This is a genomic window from Methylomagnum ishizawai (assembly GCF_900155475.1).
GTDB classification, from domain to species: Bacteria; Pseudomonadota; Gammaproteobacteria; order Methylococcales; family Methylococcaceae; genus Methylomagnum; species Methylomagnum ishizawai_A.
On the sequence record NZ_FXAM01000007.1, the window covers coordinates 1 to 15,574 of the forward strand.

16 protein-coding genes are annotated in these 15,574 nt (G+C 46.6%); 15 read left to right on the forward strand and 1 reads right to left on the reverse strand.

The genetic code is table 11. From position 1 onward, the window contains the following. The 4 genes from B9N93_RS24070 to B9N93_RS24090 form a co-directional block, all read left to right on the forward strand. The coding region (locus B9N93_RS24070; protein ID WP_085216895.1) for a GNAT family N-acetyltransferase at positions 1-732 on the forward strand (732 nt) is incomplete at its 5' end. A 1,213-nt stretch (positions 733-1,945) separates the two neighbouring features. Beyond that, positions 1,946-2,041 (forward strand): nucleotide-binding protein, encoded by a 96-nt coding sequence (locus B9N93_RS26665; RefSeq protein WP_085216915.1) that lies wholly within the window; start codon positions 1,946-1,948, stop codon positions 2,039-2,041. 560 nt (positions 2,042-2,601) lie between these two features. After that, positions 2,602-2,847 carry a ribbon-helix-helix domain-containing protein gene (locus B9N93_RS25115; protein WP_125469213.1) on the forward strand — a complete coding sequence of 82 codons (246 nt, stop codon included), beginning with the start codon at positions 2,602-2,604 and terminating at the stop codon, positions 2,845-2,847. Between the two features lie 57 nt (positions 2,848-2,904). Then, on the forward strand, positions 2,905-4,059 hold the full coding sequence (locus B9N93_RS24090; protein ID WP_217807406.1) for a replication protein RepA: 1,155 nt from the start codon (positions 2,905-2,907) through the stop codon (positions 4,057-4,059). Positions 4,060-5,226: 1,167 nt separating this feature from the next. Here B9N93_RS24090 and B9N93_RS24095 read toward each other — a convergent pair. Beyond that, a complete protein-coding gene (locus B9N93_RS24095) occupies positions 5,227-5,451 on the reverse strand; it encodes a hypothetical protein (RefSeq protein ID WP_085216898.1) in 225 nt (74 codons plus the stop codon). Between the two features lie 432 nt (positions 5,452-5,883). Here B9N93_RS24095 and mobQ point away from each other — a divergent pair, with 432 nt between their 5' ends. The 11 genes from mobQ to B9N93_RS24130 all read left to right on the forward strand — a co-directional run bounded on the left by mobQ (position 5,884) and on the right by B9N93_RS24130 (position 15,572). Then, positions 5,884-7,005, forward strand: a complete 1,122-nt coding sequence (gene mobQ, locus B9N93_RS24100; protein WP_085216899.1) for a MobQ family relaxase — start codon at positions 5,884-5,886, stop codon at positions 7,003-7,005. A 4-nt stretch (positions 7,006-7,009) separates the two neighbouring features. Further along, on the forward strand, positions 7,010-7,273 hold the full coding sequence (locus tag B9N93_RS24105; RefSeq protein WP_085216900.1) for a hypothetical protein: 264 nt from the start codon (positions 7,010-7,012) through the stop codon (positions 7,271-7,273). A 59-nt stretch (positions 7,274-7,332) separates the two neighbouring features. Beyond that, positions 7,333-7,746 carry a hypothetical protein gene (locus B9N93_RS24110; RefSeq protein WP_085216901.1) on the forward strand — a complete coding sequence of 138 codons (414 nt, stop codon included), beginning with the start codon at positions 7,333-7,335 and terminating at the stop codon, positions 7,744-7,746. 175 nt (positions 7,747-7,921) lie between these two features. Further along, positions 7,922-8,302 carry a hypothetical protein gene (locus tag B9N93_RS25120; RefSeq protein ID WP_125469214.1) on the forward strand — a complete coding sequence of 127 codons (381 nt, stop codon included), beginning with the start codon at positions 7,922-7,924 and terminating at the stop codon, positions 8,300-8,302. A 297-nt stretch (positions 8,303-8,599) separates the two neighbouring features. Beyond that, positions 8,600-10,135, forward strand: coding sequence for a hypothetical protein (locus B9N93_RS25125; RefSeq protein WP_125469215.1), 1,536 nt, complete (start codon positions 8,600-8,602; stop codon positions 10,133-10,135). Between the two features lie 65 nt (positions 10,136-10,200). Beyond that, positions 10,201-11,655, forward strand: a complete 1,455-nt coding sequence (locus tag B9N93_RS24115; protein ID WP_085216902.1) for a type IV secretory system conjugative DNA transfer family protein — start codon at positions 10,201-10,203, stop codon at positions 11,653-11,655. Positions 11,656-11,661: 6 nt separating this feature from the next. Further along, the gene (locus tag B9N93_RS24120) at positions 11,662-12,435 is read left to right on the forward strand and encodes a hypothetical protein (RefSeq protein ID WP_085216903.1); all 774 of its coding nucleotides are present in this window, start codon (positions 11,662-11,664) and stop codon (positions 12,433-12,435) included. A gap of 53 nt (positions 12,436-12,488) precedes the next feature. Continuing rightward, the gene (locus B9N93_RS25130) at positions 12,489-13,565 is read left to right on the forward strand and encodes a lysozyme inhibitor LprI family protein (RefSeq protein ID WP_125469216.1); all 1,077 of its coding nucleotides are present in this window, start codon (positions 12,489-12,491) and stop codon (positions 13,563-13,565) included. A 137-nt stretch (positions 13,566-13,702) separates the two neighbouring features. Further along, positions 13,703-14,050: a WGR domain-containing protein gene (locus B9N93_RS24125; protein WP_085216904.1), complete on the forward strand. Its 348-nt coding sequence runs from the start codon at positions 13,703-13,705 to the stop codon at positions 14,048-14,050. A 7-nt stretch (positions 14,051-14,057) separates the two neighbouring features. Next, positions 14,058-14,552, forward strand: a complete 495-nt coding sequence (locus B9N93_RS25135; RefSeq protein WP_125469217.1) for a type IIL restriction-modification enzyme MmeI — start codon at positions 14,058-14,060, stop codon at positions 14,550-14,552. An 87-nt stretch (positions 14,553-14,639) separates the two neighbouring features. Then, positions 14,640-15,572, forward strand: a complete 933-nt coding sequence (locus B9N93_RS24130; RefSeq protein ID WP_085212632.1) for a transposase family protein — start codon at positions 14,640-14,642, stop codon at positions 15,570-15,572. Positions 15,573-15,574 lie beyond the last annotated feature (2 nt).

Genomic DNA, 15,574 nt, shown 5'->3' on the forward strand with positions numbered 1-15,574 from the left:
GCCCCTGATGTGCTTAACCTTGTCAGGCGAGCCGCCGAGATGCAAGGGCGCAGTGTAAGCGATTTTGTAGTTTCTGCTGCACAAGATGCGGCTTATAGAGCTATTGAGGAAAGCAACATAATCCGTCTTTCTCTTGAAGATCAAAATAGGTTTGTTGAATTATTACTTAATCCACCGCTTCCTACTCCTGCTATGGAGAGAGCAAAAGAAGCTCATGCCGTTGTTTGGTTCAGAGTGACAGGAAAATTTATAATAGAAATACTTGCTTCACACCACTATAAGAAAGACTTTTCTTGTGGAAATGAAGCACTGGATAGATATTTTGCTAATCAAGCGTCCCAGGATGTAAAACGCAGGGTATCAGGGTGTTATGTTGCGATTGAAAAAGCCACCGGAAGAATAGCCGGATACTATACGCTTTCAGCGTCTGGAATACCTTTAGAAGATATGCCGGAAGGCTTAGCAAAAAAACTGCCACGCTATCCCATAGTACCGGTTGCTTGCCTTGGACGGCTTGCAGTAGATAAAAATTATCATGGTCAAAAATTAGGGGCTGCTTTATTGTGGGATTCTATACAAAGGGCTTTGCGTTCTGAGGTTGTAGTTTTTGCCCTTGTGGTTGATGCTAAAGACGATCAAGCCAGAAATTTTTATTTGCATCATGGTTTTTCTTATTTTAGCTCTACTCCAAATAAGCTAATACTTCCGCTCGCAAATTACAAAAATATCTAATTATGAATAACTATAGGTCTGTTTTATGTCTTGATGACTTTACCGAAGATGACATAAAAGCAATTACTGATGTTGCAGAGGCAGCAAAGGCAGAGAATGCCCGCTACTCTCAAGTCCGCCCTTTGGTTCTGGTAATGCCATATATTACAATCTTCTAAAATTTCTTAATCCATTAATTCATTTAGGTGATTGTGAGCGGGGTTCATTTCTGCTTTTGCGATTGCCGCAATAGTTTCTTCGGGCAATTCGCTTACATGGTAACAATGGCGTGCTTGGGCTTTAAGAAACATATATTCCTGATATTCATGCTCAGATAGGAAATATCCGCTTGTTCTCCCATGACTCGTAATCGCGATGATTTCGCGTTGAGCCTTTTTCTTTATATTGCCCAAAATTCTTGACGAACTCGGTTGCTGAAACTTCTACCATGACACACCTCTTTTGTGTAATTTCTTCATATTACGGAAAATGCGTAAATCGTCAATTGTTATCGTAAATTTCAGTAACTAATTGATTTTATATAAATAGCCATCAAGCCGTCTATATGGCTATATTTATAGCTGTCTCCCTTCCTCTTCCTTTGCCCCCTTCGCCTTACCCCTTGAGAATCAGGGTGCGGCGGAACATAGCCGAAGCCGCCCGCCTGTAAACCGCCTGCCCGCTCCATTCGCTTCTCTTCCGTGTTGGCGGTGTGACTGGCGGGCTTGCAGCTTCGGCGTTTATTCCTTCGTCCCTGATTTCAGGGGGTAACTTAATGAAGGGGTAAATAAAATGAAAAACGGAAACCGAACAACAAGTAAAAGCCGCCAAGAACTCGGGCAGATAGTGGCTACTCAAGGAGTTCTTGCAACCTGTAGTCTTGACCTAATGCTAAGTAGCCTTGCCCGCCATGTTCAAGGCGATTGGGGAGATTGTTCAGACAAAGCAGCTAATGAAAGAGCCTTAAAAAACGGCGGGCGTATTTTATCCGCCTACGCGATAGACCCAGCCAAGCCGTGCAAAGGCTACGGGGAAAATTGCCTTTGGATTATCACCGAGGCAGACCGCAGCGTAACACCCTGCTTTTGCCCGATGAATATTAAGCTAATATATAGCCACCTAGTCGGCTAGGTGGCTTGATACTTTGCAAGTCTTGACAGAAGCGGTGTTTTATCGTATCAAGCCATCTAGTCGGCTATACGGCTAATACAAGAGGACTCAATGAAAAGCTGCAATCCTTGCCCAGAAGGGCGGAAGCGGTAAAACAACCATCGCGGTTCACATGGCAGTGTGTGCAGTCCGCCAAGGGGCTTCACACCGCATTGATTGACCTTGACCCTCAAGCAAGTGCTTATGATTGGAACGAGAGCCGAGAGGAAGGATATAAGCTAGACGCTGTGAAAGCGACCGCCGGACAACTTGCGAGCTTGCTAGAGCAGGCAAAAGAGGCAGGGGCAGACCTAGTTATAATTGACACCGCCCCCCACTCTAACAGCACCGCAGCAATAGCCGCACAGCTTGCCGATTTTATTTTGATACCCTGCCGCCCAGCCCGCTTTGACCTTAAGCCATAGGCTCAACGGTAGAAATCGCTAGGCTTTCTAAAACTCCTTCCGCAGTCGTAATTAATGCCGCTCCGCGTGTGCAAATTGTCCGAAGAGGCAGCTTTAGCATTACGCCAGCAAGGTATAAATGTTTTAGATTCGGTTTTACAAAATCGGGCAGCATATAGCCATGCCGTAATAGACGGGCTTAGTGTTCACGAATACGAACCAAAAGGAAAAGCCGCCGAGGAAATAGACGAGCTTTTCTCTTGCGTTCGTGGAGTTTTGAAGTTATAAAGCCATTTATACGGCTATATGGCTATATATTTGCATAATAGGTAATGATATGAGCAGAGTAAAACGCCAACAACTAGGCAAAATGTTTGAAACTGTCCCAGCGGAAAAAGCCGTTACGACACCGGAACGACGACCCGACAGGATAGGAAAGCGGGCGGCATTGTTCCAGATTCCCGAAGCTGCAAAAAAGCAATTAGCCTTTTTGGCTATTGAGCAAGATACAACCCAGCAGGCTTTATTGACCGAAGCCCTAAATATGCTATTCTCCAAATATGAAAAGCCGCCTATAGCTTAGAAAATGTTAGGCAATCAAATTAAGCCTAGTTAATAAGAAATATAAGAGGGTTTTAATGTGGCAACACAGAAAACTATAACACCTGCTAAGCGTAAGTTAATAGATAATTCAGTTGCTATATTTGGCGATGCTGCTACTAGCAAAGAATCGGCGTATATGGCACGAGAACTTGTACAATGCACTTTGCCACATAAAAATCCTGGCGATATTCCTGCATGGAGTAGAAGAAATGGTAATTTAATACTAACTATCCGTCCAGGTTGGAATAGCAATAAACAAGAGGTCTATGGTTATCCTTATGGAACTATACCGCGATTAATACTTTTTTGGATAGTAACAGAGGCTATTCGTACTAGAAGCCCGGAGCTTGAGCTAGGAACTAGCATTTCTGGTTTTATGGAAGAATTAGGACTTAGTTCTTATACTGGAAGAGGCAAGCGCGGCGATGCTGTCCGTCTGAAAGAGCAAATGGAGCGGCTTTTTAACTCATTTATAAGCTTTGAAGGTAATATAGAGCGTGATGGTAGAGTAGGCACAGCCCGCATAAATATGGCAGTTGCCAGTGAATCTATGCTGTGGTGGAATCCAAAAACGCCAGAACAATTAAGCTGGGGAAGTCGGGTTAAATTAGGAAAAGAATTTTACGATGCGATAACCGCCGCCCCCGTTCCGGTGGATATGCGAGCCTTAAAGGCTTTGAAGAAATCCCCCCTTGCTTTAGACCTTTACGCATGGCTTACTTATGAATCTTTCAGGGCGCATAAGAACGGTGAATCTCGGTTTACCTCTTGGGAAAAACTACATAGCCAAATGGGTGGAGATTATACAAATATTGCCGATTTTAGAAGGAAAGTAAAAGCTGCACTTACTAAGATTAAACTTGTCTATCCGGGTTTGAAGCTTGGTAAAACATTAGGCGGGATTGAGGTTTTGCCGGAAAGCCTAACCGCCTTGCAACCGCGAACCGTCACGATTGAGGGAACAGCAACCCGCGTGGAAGTGGAAGAACCCCACCCCCCGCATCCGTTTCCAATCCCTCTCAAAACTACCACGATTGAAAAATTCCGCCGCTTCTATCCCCGCCTTGACCCCTACGCCTGCCAAGCCGACTTTGACACTTGGCAAGCGAAGCTAGAGCCGTCCAAGCGGGCAAAGAGCTATGACCGTGCCTTTATGGGCTTCGCTGCCGGGTGGGCTGTCGGCAAAGGCTAGCCCCATCTTTTCCGACTTCCCATCTTGACCTGCCTATTGCCTCTGGTGTACTCGCCCGCGCACGGGCGTATTTGATTTATTTAATATAGCTAATGCGCGCGCGGCTGTCGGCGAATAAGAATCATTTCTTTTTGATGTGGATAAGCCTGTGGGTTAAGCAAGTTATTATGGGTGAAACGGTCACCCCCTCTATGGGTGAAACGGTCACCCCCTCTATGGGTGAAACGGTCACCCCCCACCTTTTATATCTGTAATCCTGTATTTGTATTTAAGAATCACTGTAGTTGTCGGCGGGCATCTGTGGGCAACTTGCCCTTGCCAAACAGGCACTTGCGTGTCGGGTAGTGATGGATAGGATTAAAATGAGTTCGCTTCGCTCACAGCCAATTCATGTGGGGGCTTGCCGCCCCCACACCCCCGCCTTGCAGCCGCGAAGTTCTGCACAAGCCAAACAAACCGCTTCCCCAAGCCCGAAGGGAAAAACAGAGCTTTGTCCCAAGTGCAGTGGGAGCTTGAAAGACCGCAAGGTAACTAGGGGGTGGAACTGGGAAGGGAGACACTCCGTAGCCAGCAGTGGAGCGAAAGCGAGAGGGGCAAGCTGGACAACAGCCAGGGGGACAAGACCCCACCGACAGCACCCGGAAGCAAGTAGCCACCCAGCAAGAGCCGATAGGACAGAGAACGGGGAGAGAACAGCAAAAGGCATTCAGGAATCTGTGTTTTTGGCAAAATCCCGTTTCTAAGGCGATTTAAGCCCCTGTTGCTGCTTCCCCTACCTTACCCTAGTCATAGACCGCTTTCGTGTCTCTGTGGGCATTCCATGGGCGTTTACAGGGCTGTTGTTGCCCGCCTCTTCGCCCTATTCCGATTCGCGGGTTTGGTAGGAGGTGGGAAGGGGTGTTTTTCCTGTCCAGAACCCCACCCCATCAAAAACCGCTTCTGATGACCCGCAGAGCGGCGTAAATATTTCCTGCCCCCCGACCGCTTCCACGTTTCTACGGGCAAATTTGCCGCCTTCCTGGCGATGTTTTGCCTGCCGTCCTTCCCCGATGCTTCCGGCAGGGCAAAAAAGCAGTCGGCGAGTTATCCCCAAAATCTGTGGACACCCGTCGCCCCGAACCGCCCGCAAGCCTTGCCGCGCTTGGCTTCGCGGGGTGTGGTTAATTCCTAGGCAGTGGGTTCTTCCCCGCCGGTTGCCGCAGGGGTGGGCGGTTCGGCGGGTTGTTCCGCTATTCCTCGCGCCACCTTTTCGGGTTTCGCGCTTCCGTCCTTCCCGTCCGCCAGCGGCTCAAGCCCGAACAACGCCCGATCATCAGGGCGGGCTAGGAAGCTATCCAGCAGCTTCCAGAGTTCCGCCTTGTGCTTGGGGTGTTTCTCGGCATCGTCCAGCACCGCCGCCCCGCCAGAATCTTGCGGCGGGTATCCGCCTTGCGCTTCCTGGCGTTCTCGCGGTTTAGCTCCTGCTGAATCCGTGCGTTGAGCGCGTCCCGCTTCTCCCTCAGCTTGTCCAGTTTATCGCCCGCCATGGTTGCCCCCTATCCTCGGTTATTCCCCTAAAGCTTGTATCACACCCCACCGCTTCATGCTATCGTCGGATAGGGCAAATCCAGCGAAGGAAGGTCAGCTAGTGAAGCGAGGCAAAGACCACAAGGGCGCACTTATGCAAACTAAAGTTTGCGTGCGGCAGGGCGTTCCCCCTGCACCCCCACAAGCGAGGCACCGCCCGCAAGCTGCGCCACTTGGCGACACGATGGGGAAACGCTCCCCCCTACCCCGCGCTTGTGGGAATCCTCCCCCAAGACCCCCAGCCCGCCGCCCCGTTATATGACACAAGCGGGCGGTTGGTTCCATTGCAGCGTCAAGCCCATCAGCCGCAGTGCTGGGCGTTCGGTAGTGGCAGCCGCCGCCTACCGATCCGGCGAACGCCTACGCGATGACCGCACCCAGCAGACCCACGACTACCGCCGCCGGATCGGGGTAGAAGCCGCCTTCATCGTCGCCCCCGCCGATGCGCCAGACTGGGTATATGACGCGGGCAAGCTATGGAACGCCGCCGAAACCGTCGAGAAGCGCAGCAACAGCCAGACCGCCCGCGAGGTGGAGCTAGCCCTGCCCTCTGCCGTGGACGGAGCGGAACGGGAAGCCATCGCCCGCCAGCTTGCCGAACACTTGGCAGAACGCTACGGGGTGGCGGTGGCGGTCGCCCTGCATCAACCTTCCGAGCAAGGCGACGAGCGCAACCACCACGCCCATATCCTGATGACCACGCGGCGCATGGAAGCGGACGGCTTGGGAGCAAAAACCCGCGAGCTTGACGACAAGAAGACCGGCGGGCAGGAAGTCCGCCATATTCGGGAGTATGCTTGTGACCTGATAAACGCCAGCCTAGAACGCGCCGGACTCGACGAACGGGTAGACCACCGCTCTTTCAAGGAGCGCGGTATAGAGCAAGTCCCGAGCGAACATCTAGGGGTGGAAGCGTCCGGCATGGAGCGGCGCGGGAAGCGGAGCCGACGCGGCGACCTCAACCGCGAGAATGCCAAACGCAACCAGCGGATAAACGAACTCACCGAACAGCGCACCGCCCTTGATGGCGAGATAGAGCGCGAGGAAGCCAGCCACCAGGGGGCGGTAGGGAAAGAAGCGGAGAGCGGTAGTTATTGGCGCGACCGCATCAACGGCGAGCGGGAAACGTCCCAGGAAGACCCGCCCCCCGCTTCCCCGCAAGGTATCCAGCCCGAGGAAAGCAAAGCGGCACAGAGTGCCTTTGCCGATTCAATCGCCCTTGCCAGTTCCGCCCAGCTAAACCGGCAAGGCGAGGTAAAACACGGCGGGCTTGCCCTGTCCTGGGTGGAACATGCCAAGGAGCAAGCGCGGGAGCTATGGCAGGAGCTTTTAGAAATGCTCAAGGAGGAAGAACGGCAACCCCCAGACAGGAGCAGGTAACGGCATGGCGCAAAAAGAAAGCGATAAAACGGTCATGGACAAGTTTTGGGAAGGCGCACAAAAAGCCGCGCAAAGTGCCTTTGCCGATATTGGCAACACCTACCAAGCATTCCTAGTGCGTGATTCCACCTTTGGAGCGTTGCACGGCGCGGCACCGGAACACGATAAACCGCATTCTTCCCCCGAAATCGCCAAGCGGGAAGCGGAAAAGCAATATTCCGAACCGGAAGCCCCAGAACGCGCCCCCGATATTGAGCCAGAGCGTTAGGGGTTTATTAACCATTTTCTGATTTTATTAGCAGCCCGAACAAGTCAGGAGATAATAAAATGGCTGATGATCCCTTAGCCAAGTTCCGCAAGAGTCCCACCGTGAAACCCGAAGCCACCCTACCGGAAAGCAAAGCGGGTTTGCCTGACTACCAAGCGTTTGACGCGAAAGACAAGATAAAACGCCTTGAAATCCGGCGGGTTATGGGAGCTTTCCACACCCCGGCTTATGCCTATTTATTGAATGTTATCTTTGATGGCTATCACGGCACTGAGCTTGTGTTAGTTTACAGCTTTATGCTGGTGAAGGTGAAAGGGCGCAACTTGCACCCCATCACCCTTGCCGTGCAAGAGGGTAAATGCGCCTTTATCCAAGACTACGACCCGCGAGCTTTCGCCGAACCTGCCCCAGATGCGCCGTTTATTGAGAGCATAGAAATCATCGCGAAGGAAGGCGGCGACGAGCGTGGCTAGATAGTGTGACAACGGGCAGTTTAGTTGTCCAAAAAATTGGATATTTGACATAAGGTGGCGAGGAAGGCATGAATTCTGCCGGTGGGGTTTCCATAACGCCAGTTATATTTATATTAACTGTAATAAAACTTTAACTTAACAATAACAATAAAATTATTATTATTATGTTATGCAAATGAAAAAAACTCTTAATAGTCTTGTTGATGAGATGAGACTGAATGATCTGAATGATTTAAAATTTTGTCCTCGTGATAATATTTTTATCGAAGGGGCTAAAAAATTCATTGCTAAATTTTCTGAGCTTACAATCGTAGTGCTAATTGCTAGTTTTATATATAACTCTAAGGAAGCTGGAAGATTGAAACCACCTAGTCTAAAACATGTATTTGATGTTAAAGATACCACAACCATATCAACAATTATTATATCTGGACTTCATGGGGCTGTAAAAATGGCAGAAGTCGCAATGCAAAACCAAGGAACTGATAAATTCTTAAAACGAATAGAATCTCAGAAAAAAGCAAGCAGAGAATCCTCGACCACGTTTACTAGATAAATCTCTCTTTCCGCCGTCTTCCTAGCTACGAGATGCAACTTGGCTATCAACCTAAGACGGTGAATATCATCTTTCGTTTACGCATAGCTGGATGACGGGTTGTCCGAGGCATGACAGACTCCGTCTCTGTCCCGGCTTGTGTTGGTTACCCTCCAATTGTCTTTGCTTCTTCCCTTACACTAGCTTTTCAAGTTATGTTATTAAGTCTATCGTTCTCTTGAACTAGCGGGGAAGATATTTTCGTATATTCATAGCGTATCTAGCATCACTTACCATAAAGCTAAAATAGGCGTAGTTATGGCAACTGTATATCTTTGGGAAGATGAAAAACAACATGTGAAACACGTTTCAATTAAGATAAGTCATAATTTTTATGACCACTATATAAGTCTTAATCGTGGATATAGTGTGACATATAAGTTCAATGATGAAATGAATATATCTAGATCATTTGATGATGATGTGAGAGACTATGTTAAAGTAAAACAACAAGTTAATATTCAAGGAGTTGATGAATTTATATTGTATTTCTTTAAAAAGGATAAATATAAAGAACTTAAAATAGCAACTACTGATTTTTATCCATATAAGGTGATGGCTGATTCATTGTTCTTTTCTTTTGAAAAGAAACATCAAGATTTTGAAACAAAATTTTGGGTTTTCTTAAAAAAGAAGGAGCACGGCTATAGGATAAGTTCAGAGTATTTTCTTGCCTTTATTCTTGATGTATTAAAGTATGGAATTAGATTTAAAGGGCTGCATGGTATATTTAGCAATAAAGATAAAGGCGGTTTAAGTAAATTTACATCTTCTGTAGCGTTGTTCTTACAGGTAAAGCTCGGATTTATTAGATACGCTGCTTTGTCAAGAATGATAAATAGAATAAATAGTAAAAAATCACAGAATCAACAAAGTGATGAAAAAGAAAAGGGCATCAATCATCGTTCAGCCCACCTTGACGATGATGCCGGTTGCCCCGTAGCCGAAAGCCCCGCCCAACAAGACTTTCGTAATATGTCGGCTGAAGCCGATGATCGAGACCAACGAAGCCAAAAAGAAAAGGAATTAAAATTATCAGACATAACAAATAAGAAAGAAATCTCTGAAGAGATTATAGTAGAGGTAATTGATCAGCTTCACGAATCACTATGGACACCACAGGAGGTATTTAATCTCGCTAAAGAGATGAGCGAACGTGATGACGCCATTAAGCGTAAAAACGAAACCAACAGATTGTTGCAGGAAGAGAAAAAAATCAAAGCACGCTCTTCTCGTATAAAGAGGCTTATATATGAATTCAAGGAATGGGCGGTTGAAAAAATAAAAATTGGATTTAGTTTATCATTTTTTGATAGGACATTATATAAGTCTAATTCTGAGTTTAAATATTTTTTTTACGGCAATCAAGTTAAGGTAGTAAATAAATTATCATTAATATCATATTTTATATTATTTTTCTATGGCGGTTATGTTTATAAAAACATAATTGAAAATACGCTAAACAATTTTGTTTATAATTATGATTATAAAATAATTATTGCTTCGGCTGTATTGATAGGATTTTTTATACTTTTTTCATTTCTGGCAAAGTTGATTTTTAATTATTTATATACGCTTATTCCTTATTTTGTATTTGTAATGATTCCAATGTTTATTAGGCTATCTATTGAGGGTGTGGTATTTCTTCTTTTTGTAGCTGCAAGTATTGCGTTAATTGGTGTTGTGATATTTGCTGTTATATATATTATTAGTCTAATATCTATTGGGTTTTCTAGGTTCAGTGAAAACCATAGCGTATCGAAAAATCACAGCACTATAAGTAAGCAACATTAATCAGCGCGTTTTTTTAGTTACATCCGCTTACAAGCTAACCTTGCAGGGTGTAGCATATCCGCACTATGAACCCGTCTGACCTCCCCGACTTCCACCCGTTGACCGTAATCCGCGACTGGCGGAACGGCGAGGCATTCCGCATTGCTGATGCGCTCACTGGCGTCTGTGTGTTCGGGGCTACGGGCAGCGGCAAGACCAGCGGCGCGGCGAAGCATCTAGCCATGGGCTACCTTGCCGCCGACTTCGGCGGACTGGTGCTGTGCGCCAAGAAAGAAGAGCGTAGACAATGGGAGCAATGGGCACGGGAAGCCGAGCGCAGCGACGATCTTGTCATCGTGGACGCTTCGGGCAAATGGCGGTTTAACTTTCTCGATTGGGAGGCGAGCCGCGCCGGTGAAGGTGGCGGGTTGACCATCAACATTGTTGCGCTCCTGGACGAAATCGCGAGCGCGATAGCCGGAGGCGCAGGCAAGGGCGAAGATGGCGGGGAAAACAAGTTCTTTGAAGATGCCCTTCACCACATGAATATCAACCTTGTGGACTTGCCCCTATTCGCGGGCTTGCCGGTATCGCTTCCCCTCTTGCGTTCCATCGTCAACACCGCCCCCAGAACCTTAGAAGAAGCCAAGAGCGAGGCATGGCAACAGGGCACTTGCGCGGCAATCCTTCGTGAAGGAGAAGCGGTTATTAACGATCCGAACCAAGCCGATAACCGCGACGACTACGAAGAATGCCGCAATTACTGGCTACAGGAATTCCCTGCCCTGTCCGAGAAAACCCGTAGCATTATCACCCTGTCGTTTTCCATGCTGGTTAGACCGTTCATCACCAGACCGCTTAGAAAACTGTTTTCCACCGACACCAACATAAAACCCGAAGATGCCTTTAACGGCAAAATCATCATTATTGATTTACCCGTGCAGGAATTCCGCCTAGCTGGAAGGGTGGCTAATCTGGTTTGGAAATACTGCTTTCAAGTCGCGGTATTACGCAGAATCCAGCCGAAAAACGGGTATTTGCGCCCCGTGTTCCTATGGGCGGACGAAGCGCAAAACTTCATCACTGAATTTGACGCCGAATATCAAGCGGTCGCGCGTTCGGCTGGTGGCTGCACGGTTTACCTTACCCAGAACCGCGAGAGCTACCGCAGGGTATTAGGCAATAACGATGCGGTTGATTCCCTGCTTGGCAATCTGCAAGCAAAATTCTTTTGCCAGAACAGCGGCGAAACCAACGAATGGGCAGCCAAGCTATTAGGCGAACGCTGGCTATATGTGACTAGTACCAATGTTAGTGGAAGTTCCAGCGATAACGCCGGTTTCGGTGATACTGGTCAATCCACCAGCGGCGGGATAAGCCGCAGTGAGCAGAGACGCTATTTTATTGAGCCTTCCACCTTCACCACCCTAAAACGTGGCGGTGATGTATACGGCTTTCAGGTAGAGGCAGTAGTTTACAAAGGCGGGCATATCTTCAAGGACGGAATGCCGTTTAAGTTGCTTACTTTCAACCAAAGGTAAATAGCGATGGCGGAAAAGCAAATACCGGATATGACCAGCGATCCGACCAACCTTAGAACCCTCAATCAGAAAGTTCATTTTGTAGTTACGCTTCTATCCTATCCGGCACTATCAATAATGGTGTTCATGCGTAGGAAAATGGGCTTGCGGCAATTATCCTCTATCAAACTCGGCATCACCGCTTTGGTTATGTTTGGCTATTCGGAAATTTTACCGATGGCTGGAAAATTTACTAATGCGCTTGCACGTACCGAAGAATCGCTTAAATATTTTTTCCCGCTGGCAGTTGCCATGGTTATCGTTGGTACGCTGCAACGCTGGCAACGGCGCAGGGATTTGAAAAAGGGCAAGATGTGGCATAGCTACAGCTTGGGCTTGTCATGGTTTGAGTTCCTGCCCATACGTGATGACTTGGTGCGACTCTATATAGACCCGATAGCTTGCATAATCATTGCCTGCATCGTTGGTTATACCCTTTCCCCTTTGCTTGCTAACTGGCTTATTTTTAGCACTATTAGCTTAGTCGCCGTGGAAGTCTGGACACGCGAGCAGCAATTTAACGCCTTGCTGGATATGGTGGATAATCTGGTAGAGTCGGAAATTAGAAGCGCGAATACCGAGTTTTTCCTTCGCAATGATCCGACCCTTGTTGCCAGCCCGCCACCCCACCGCAACCTTGAGGAAACCGCCGGAATTCCCACCGGCATAGCTCCCGACATTGAGGCGCAGATACAACGGCGCAAGGCGAGGAAGCCCCCGCCCGATGACCTAGCGGCTTGATTCGCCACGGTAAAGCCATTTAGACGGCTATACGGCTATAATTAGGGGAAGCCATGAAGAACACCCGCTTTTTACTTTTCTTTTCGCTCTTGGCTTGTGGCGAGACGCAAGCGTTTGAGTGCAGTAAGGCGTTTGTAAAAACCGATTTTGTAATTTGTTCTAGCCAGCAAATTTTAGACGAGGAAGACGAATTAGAAGGGCTTTATCATATATTGCTGTCAAGCAAGCCAGAAGCGGAAAAGGAAGCATTCCGCGAGCAAGAAAGGGAATGGATAAAGCAATATACGGTTAGCTGTGGTTTATACGGCAAAGGCAAACCACCAGAAGAAGAAATAAAAAAGAAACAGCCTTGTGTTCAAGAATCTATTTTGCAAAGGCTGAAATATTTTCGCAGTTTAGTTGTGGCTTTACCAAGCCAGGATAAAAAACCTGTAGATAATAAGCAAGAACCAAATCCTAACCCGCCTAATCCAGGAAAAACAGAGCTTGCTACCAATGGCGAAAATGCAAACGCCGGAAGCAAAAATTTAGATATATCGGCAATAAGAAATGCGGAGTTCATGCCAGTGCTTTTTGAGCATGGCACTAGCGGAGAATGGAAAACAGAGACAGACCAAGAATGCAAGGTGAAGCTAAAAGACGGAGAGGCGACAGCTTGTGAGCAAAACTATTCAATAAACATGATATTTTCAGGAGATATAAATAATGATGGTTATAAAGATGCTGTAGTTAATATCAATGAGAACCCTGTAGGCGGTAATGGTGTAACCTCATATATAATAATATTTATTAATCACGATGGAAAGCCGCAATATTATGGGGGAGCAATTTTTGCGGAGGAAAATCAACCTGCAAACCTTAAAGCTATAAAAGCTAAAGATGGCAAAATATATTTAGAAATTATAGGGCATAAAGAAACCGATCCTTATTGTTGCCCTTCTCTGAACATAAATGAGATTTATCAGTTCAACGGCAAGCATCTTGTGAAAGTAGTGGACAAATCGCCTGATCCAAGCCCGCCTAAGCCCGTTCCGCCACCTGTTCCCAAGCCTCCCCAAATGCCTTATGAACCTAACCCTTACAAAAGATTCTTTGATGGGATTTTTGGAGCTATCAAGAAATCGCTATAAGGGAGCGATGAACCAGCTAAAACGACAAGAAAAATTGAGGTTGAATTTCAAAACCAACCGATTAGAGCGTAAACCGTAGGTTTCTCTTTCTTAGAATAATTACTTGCTAATGCGAAATACTATGCTGATATTGGCTAATGTTTGAATTTTCTATATTGCTGGAAGCCTGCAACCCTGAAAAGAAACATTGGCGGTCTTATTTTGTTGCGTCCGGTAAAGACTTATTAGGCGATTGGGTTGTAGAAGTGAGCTACGGAAGAATAGGAGCAAGAGGACACAGAAAAACCAAAGTGTGTGCAGACCAAGAAGCCGCACGGGAAGAAGTGCTAAAATGCTTAGAACGACGAGTAAACGCCCCCAAACGGCTTGGAGTGCCTTACAAGGTTAAATCTATAGCCTGCCCTGAAAACTCCGCCCCTTCCTTCTGGTGTCCGCCTGAGCTTTTACAGGCTAATATCTTGCAAAACAAGCAGCAGCTTATATAAAACAAATATGTCATTATCTTGGAATGAAATAAAAGACCGTGCTCTAAATTTTTCTCGTGAATGGGAAAATGAATCCTCAGAAGATGCGGAGGCTAAGTCATTTTGGGACGCATTTTTTAATATATTTGGGGTTTCAAGAAAACGTGTAGCTAGCTTTGAAAGGAAAGTAAAAAAGATAGATGGAAAAGACGGCTATATTGATCTTCTTTGGAAAGGAATTTTACTTGTAGAGCATAAATCGCTAGGTAAAAATTTAGACCGTGCTTATAAACAAGCGAAAGATTATTTTCCGGGACTAAAGGATATTGATCTTCCCCGCTATATATTAGTATCAGACTTTGCAAGATTTCGGCTTTACGATCTTGAAGAAGACACCCAGCACGAATTTACAATTAAAGAATTATATAAAAATATAAAATTATTTGGGTTTATAGCTGGCTATCAAACCGCATCATTTAAGGAGCAAGACCCAGTTAATAGAGATGTTCCCAAGGCATCATAAATATTCTGTTCATAATTGTTACTGCAAGGTCCGCAGAGTAAGATCAATCGCAATTCCCCACGAATCCTTTTTAATGGTGCTTCCACAATGATCTTTAGCAGCCTTGACGACATCGGCAATGATCGTGTTTGCAAAGCCTTGACCGGACTTACCAAAGATCAGTTCAAGCATTTACTTCTGTCTTTTGAATCAACTTATCGTGACCAGTACGGTGGCCCTTCGCTCGACGCGCCTAGCCCCGCTTTCCCAGGCTATCTATCTAGCTTTGGACACCGGCTGTTTTTTGTCCTTTATTACTTGAAAAACTATCCCAGTTACGACGTACTGGGCTATCTCTTTGGTTTCAGTGGAGGCCATGCTTTCGATCATTTAGAAACACTGCTGCCCATCCTTCAAGCGAGCCTAGCCCATCTGAAAACACTTCCCGAACGTTCGGTCAAGACGGTTGAGGCGCTGGATAGACTCCTTGAAAAACAACCTACTATCATCATTGATGGCACGGAGCGGGCGACCCTCAGGCCCCAGGATAAATCCCAACAAGAGCAACGCTACAGCGGTAAAAAAAAACATCACGGCGTTAATAACCTAGTGATTGCCAACCCCGCCAAGAAAATCCTATTCCTTAGCTCCACCGTGCCGGGAAGCGTCCACGACTATGCCCTGTTTAAGACGGAATTTCCGCCCGCCTTGCCATGGTTTCAAAAGCAACTTATCGAGGTTGATCTCGGATTCCAAGGCATTAAAAATGATTATCCCCACGCACGGGCCATTCAAATCCCCCATAAAAAGCCAAAGAAGTCCAAAGCGAATCCTGATCCGAAATTAACACCAACACAGAAGAAACATAATCGGAAGCTTGCTAAAACCCGCGTGGCTGTTGAGCATGCCATCGGCGGGATGAAATGTCTGCATAGTTTAGTACATCGCTCAAGAAACCATCTGGCACATTTATTAGATACCTTCATTTATATTGGTGCTGGCCTCTGGAATTTTAAATTATCATTAAAAACAATAGGTTAGCT